The organism is Idiomarina sp. UBA4206, from assembly GCF_002383015.1.
Taxonomy (GTDB): domain Bacteria; phylum Pseudomonadota; class Gammaproteobacteria; order Enterobacterales; family Alteromonadaceae; genus Idiomarina; species Idiomarina abyssalis.
On the sequence record NZ_DFTS01000038.1, the window covers coordinates 7651 to 12737 of the forward strand.

4 protein-coding genes and 1 pseudogene are annotated in these 5087 nt (G+C 50.0%); 1 reads left to right on the forward strand and 4 read right to left on the reverse strand.

Annotated features, from left to right (window positions below):
- From B3180_RS08000 to azu, 3 genes and pseudogenes are all read right to left on the reverse strand, one after another.
- Window positions 1–440: pseudogene (locus B3180_RS08000) on the reverse strand (efflux RND transporter permease subunit); the annotation flags it as partial.
- Window positions 440–1483: an efflux RND transporter periplasmic adaptor subunit gene (locus B3180_RS08005; RefSeq protein WP_278358215.1), complete on the reverse strand. Its 1044-nt coding sequence runs from the start codon at window positions 1481–1483 to the stop codon at window positions 440–442. The pseudogene B3180_RS08000 and the gene B3180_RS08005, both read right to left, overlap by 1 nt.
- A gap of 87 nt (window positions 1484–1570) precedes the next feature.
- Entirely contained in the window at window positions 1571–2020 is a 450-nt protein-coding gene (azu, locus tag B3180_RS08010; protein ID WP_054490527.1) for an azurin, read from the reverse strand.
- Between the two features lie 83 nt (window positions 2021–2103).
- On the opposite strand from azu, the gene B3180_RS08015 reads away from it, so the two are divergent.
- Window positions 2104–3255: a trans-sulfuration enzyme family protein gene (locus tag B3180_RS08015; RefSeq protein WP_278358197.1), complete on the forward strand. Its 1152-nt coding sequence runs from the start codon at window positions 2104–2106 to the stop codon at window positions 3253–3255.
- On the opposite strand, the gene B3180_RS08020 is transcribed toward B3180_RS08015, so the two are convergent.
- Window positions 3252–4940 (reverse strand): NAD-dependent malic enzyme, encoded by a 1689-nt coding sequence (locus tag B3180_RS08020; RefSeq protein ID WP_199494095.1) that lies wholly within the window; start codon window positions 4938–4940, stop codon window positions 3252–3254. The genes B3180_RS08015 and B3180_RS08020 overlap by 4 nt on opposite strands.
- Between the last annotated feature and the right edge of the window lie 147 nt (window positions 4941–5087).

Consider the following 5087-nt stretch of genomic DNA (forward strand, 5'->3'; position numbering starts at 1 on the left):
GCATCGTTGTCAGCTTTACGAACGTTTATTTGTTCGACATCATCCGGCAGTTCACGACGTATCTGGTTAACCGCTTCGCGTACTTCCGCGGCTACAACGTCTAAATCCACACCGGGTCGGAATTCAATAGAAATACGGGCACTGTTCTCTTCACTCGACGAACGAATGGACTCCACGCCGGAGACTCGCGCAGCAGCACCTTCTAATATACTGGTCACTTCAGCATCAACGGTTTCTGGCGCGCCGCCGGGCAAGGTTGCGCTCACCCCGACAACGGGTCGGTCAACGTCAGGCAGCTCACGCACTTCAACACCCATTAAAGCAGCAATACCTGCTATGGCGATAAGAACGTTAAGAACAACAATCAGTACCGGGCGACGAATCGACACCGATGGTAAGTCGTTCGCGTCCTGTTGGTTATTAATTTGCTGGTCTGACATTACTCGGTAACCTCTTGCGTATCGAGGGTGGCCCGATCAAACACAACAGGCTGCCCTTCACGAAGGCTTTGTACGCCTTCAACGATGAGCAAGTCATCACGTTGAATGTTACCTGATACCAGCACTCGCCCGGCCAGGCGTTGTTCAATCTGTACCTCAATACGCGCAGCTTTACCGTCTTCCACAACCCAGACAAAAGGGTTATTCACACCCCAGGACAAAGCGGCTTCAGGAACCGAAGCAAACTCTTCACCTGCCAACTCTATTGCGGTTCTGAAACTGGTGCCGGGTAAAAAATCGTCATTATCGTTACTGATTTTTGCGCGTGCCCGGTACATACGGGTCGTTGCGTTAATGCGTGAGTCCAGCTCGATAATTTCAGCTGTAACGGGAGTGCCTGAGTATCGCCATGGCTGAACCTGTAATTCAGCACCGTCCTGCAGTAACGAAACCGCCGCTTCAGGAATACGAAAATCAATTAATAAGGTCGAACGATCATCTAAAGTCGCAATAGCGGTTTGTTGGTCAATGCGGTCGCCCACTTCAACATCGGTAATACCGATAATTCCCTCAAAAGGTGCACGAATAAAACGGTCTTCTAATTCAATTTTGGCGTTATCTAATTCAACGCGGGCTAAATCTCTTAATAATATCGCGTTATCAAGCTCTGACTGCGGCACAGCGCCTTGTTCACGGCTGGCTCGTAAACGCTCTACCGTGCGCTCTGCGTCGCGTAAATTAATCTGTGCCTGCTCCACCGCAACTTGCTGTCGGCGGGCATCGAGTTCAACCAGCAACTGGTCTTTCTCAACTTTATCGCCCGGCTTGAAATGCACCGCAACCACTCGGTCACCGACCGCCGGATAAATGGTAATAGAGCGAACCGCTTCGGCCGTGCCAACGGCTTCAACCCGATTACGTTCACGCTCAAAAGAGACAGGCTGGACAATGACCAAAGCTTCGCGAGGTCCAAATTGCTGAGCCTGACTGTATCCACCTGGCAGTGACAGAACGAACAATAAAGCAATGAGTAAAGACTTCATAACGGTCAATTAGTGCTCCAAAAAAACTGCAGCCACACGGGCTGCAGTCTGTATTAATCAATAAGCAATAACGCAGGTTTGCTACAACTATTCTTTAATCGCAAAGCTGCCTTGCATAATGGCTGAATGGCCAGGGAAGGTGCAGTAGAATTTATAATCAGTGTCTGCACTCATACCTTCAGTAGAGAAAGTCACTGAGGTTTCTTCACCACCGCCAATCACATCGGTTGCCGCAATAACGGCATCTGAGTCCGGTACATACTGGCTTTCCATACCAGCTGACATGCCTTGCTGAACAACTGATTGCATATCGCCAGCTTCACTCAGAACCCAGTTATGACCCATGACCTTCTTATCCAGCTTACCTGAGTGAGTCAAAGTGACTGTCACTTCGTCACAGCTCGCTGGTACGGACATCTCTTTTGTATCAAACCTCATGTTGTCATTGCTATCTATAGTGAGTTCACATTCGTTAGCTTGTGCGGCGTTTGCGACAAACAACATTGAACCCAGTAGTGCGGAAATTATGTAACGCATTGCAATACCTCTTCGGTTAGTATGAAATGATTCCTTCCTTATACGTAAAATCTCGCATTGAGATTACTTTAACGAGAATTTATATGACGAAACATCCATTTTCGCCACAATCGCTCCTTGCTCAGGGAGGTACCCACTCTGACAACGAGAATGGCGTAATTATCCCTCCAGTATACACATCAACGACTTACCTGCGCGATGAGGATAATCAATATCGTACTGGTCGTGTGTACTCGCGAGCTGATAACCCCACTTACCGTCCCGCAGAAAAGCTATTAGCAGAACTGGAGAATGCGGCCGACGCGCGTCTATTTGCCTCCGGTATGGCTGCTGCAACCACGGTTTTTCATGCGTTAAAGCCCGGAGACTCAGTCATCGCCCCTAAAGTCATGTACTGGGCGTTGCGCAAGTGGCTGCAGACCTTTGGGGTTGATAGCGGACTGGACGTTCGTTTTGTCGATACGTCGAACCTGGACGAGTTGCGCCATGCCATTACAGAAAAGGCTCCTACGCTCATTTGGCTGGAAACCCCTGGCAACCCTTTGTGGACAGTCACCGACATTGCTGCGGTAGCTGATATAGCTCGCAGCTGCGACGCTTTGTTGGCGGTAGACTCTACAGTAGCCACACCTTTACTGACTAAACCGCTGGATCTCGGTGCCGATGTTGTCATGCATTCCGCCACAAAATATCTTAACGGTCACTCCGACGTTATCTCTGGTGCTCTCGCTGCCCGCGAAGATAACGACTTCTGGAAACGCCTGGTTGCCATTCGCGCGCAATACGGTGCAGTTCCGGGCCCACAAGATGCAGCACAGCTATTACGCGGCATGCGAACTTTGTTCTTACGCGTACGCGAAAGCTGTCAAAATGCGTTGTACATTGCTGAGCAGTTAGAACAACACCCAAAAGTCACTGAAGTGCTGTACCCGGGCTTAAAAAGCTTTGCTGGTCATGATATTGCGGTTAAGCAAATGCAGGGCGGTTTTGGCGGTATGTTGTCTATCCGTCTGGCGGGTGGTGAGAAAGCCGCTATTGCCGTTGCCGCAAAAACTCAGCTGTGGCATCGCGCTACATCATTAGGTGGTGTAGAGAGCCTGATTGAACACCGCGCCAGCATTGAAGGGCCGGATACCCCGGTACCCTTAGACCTATTGCGTTTGTCGGTAGGAATTGAAAACGCCGATGACCTGCTGGCAGATTTACAGCAGGCCATCGACAGCGCGCACGCTTAAATGCTGACGCGCTTATAGAAGCGGTATTCCGGCTTCCAGAAATTGTTGTCGATGCGCTCACGCAGCGTATCGTCATCAATTTCCAGTGCCAGACCTTCCTGCTGAGCCACTTTACCCACCGCAAAAGCAATGTCTTTACTCAACTGCGTCAGATCTTTAAAAGCCGGCAGTAATTCCTCGCCTTTACCATTGGCACTGGGCGAAGCTGCTGCTAACGTCTTACTTGCCACACGTAGCATTTCATCACTGACCCGTTGCGACTTAACCGACAACACACCAAGGCCAATGCCCGGGAAAATATAACTGTTGTTACACTGAGCTATCGGATACAAACGCCCGTTATACTCAACTTCACCAAAAGGACTTCCGGTAGCCACAATCGCCTTACCCTCACTCCACTTCAGTACATCCGCAGGGTGCGCTTCTACATGTTTTGACGGGTTACTCAGAGGGAAAATAATGGGCCGTTCAACATTTTTTGCCATAGTTGATATAACTTGCTCAGTAAACAAGCCCGCCTTACCGGAAACACCAATTAAAATATCCGGTTCGGCACAATGCATCACGTCCAGCAACGACGGATAATCACCACTGTATTCCCAGTCATTCAGGTCGGCAGTTTTTTGCGCTAATGCCTGCTGGAAGTCGCGCAGCCCGTCCATAGTGTCCATCACCAGACCGAAGCGATCGACCATAAATATCTGTTTCTTCGCCTGCTCCTCGGTTAAGCCCTCAGCAGTCATTTGAATCATGACTTGCTCGGCGATACCACAACCAGCTGAACCGGCCCCAACGAATACCACTTTCTGCTCGCTGAGCTTTTTGCCTTTTTGGCGACAGGCCGCCAGTAAGGTACCCACAGTCACAGAGGCCGTGCCCTGAATGTCATCATTAAAACAGCAGACTTCATCGCGGTAGCGTCGCAGCAACGGCATAGCATTAGGCTGAGCAAAGTCCTCAAACTGCAGCATCACACCAGGCCAGCGTTTGGTAACCGCTTTGATGAATTTATCGAGAAACTCGTCGTACTCTTCCTGACCAATGCGCTTATGCCGCGCCCCCATGTACATTGGGTCTTCCAGAAGCTTTTCATTATTGGTGCCGACATCCAGCATAACCGGCAGCGTATACGCCGGGCTAATGCCGCCGCAGGCGGTATACAGCGACAGCTTACCAATCGGAATACCCATGCCTCCAATGCCCTGGTCACCTAAGCCCAGAATGCGCTCGCCGTCGGTCACAACAATGACTTTCACTTTTTGCTTAGTAGCATTGCGCAGAATATCGTCCAGCTGATCACGCTCCGAATACGAAATGAACAAGCCGCGTGAGCTGCGGTAAATATCCGAGAACTTCTCACAGGCATCACCCACGGTCGGGGTGTAGATGATTGGCATCATCTCTTCCAGATGATCCGTTAATAAGCGATAAAACAGGGTTTCATTGTTGTCCTGAATAGCACGCAGGTAAATATGCTTGTTAATGGGCGTTTCAAAGCTCCGGTACTGCATATAAGCACGCTCAGCCTGCTCTTCAATGCTCTCATAGCGAGGCGGCAACAAACCGGTCAGGTTAAACGCGGCACGCTCTTCCTTACTGAACGCACTGCCCTTATTCAGTAGCGGGGTTTCCAACAAATTAGGGCCAGAATAGGGAATATAAAGCGGACGCTGCGTCTGCGGCATAAGTACAAACTCCTGAAAGCCAAAGTAATACGAATATCATAGCAAAACGCAGCCACCGATTCACATGTTTCGCTGGATTGGAATACCGAGGAAAACGCGAGTGCTGAGGTTATCAGTGGGACTTTGGAGGACGCCCGTGAATACATC

Coding starts and splice junctions, on each gene's coding strand:
- B3180_RS08005 (WP_278358215.1), bottom strand. CDS start 1,483: ATGAAGTCTTTACTCATTGCTTTATTGTTCGTTCTGTCACTGCCAGGT.
- azu (WP_054490527.1), bottom strand. CDS start 2,020: ATGCGTTACATAATTTCCGCACTACTGGGTTCAATGTTGTTTGTCGCA.
- B3180_RS08015 (WP_278358197.1), top strand. CDS start 2,104: ATGACGAAACATCCATTTTCGCCACAATCGCTCCTTGCTCAGGGAGGT.
- B3180_RS08020 (WP_199494095.1), bottom strand. CDS start 4,940: ATGCCGCAGACGCAGCGTCCGCTTTATATTCCCTATTCTGGCCCTAAT.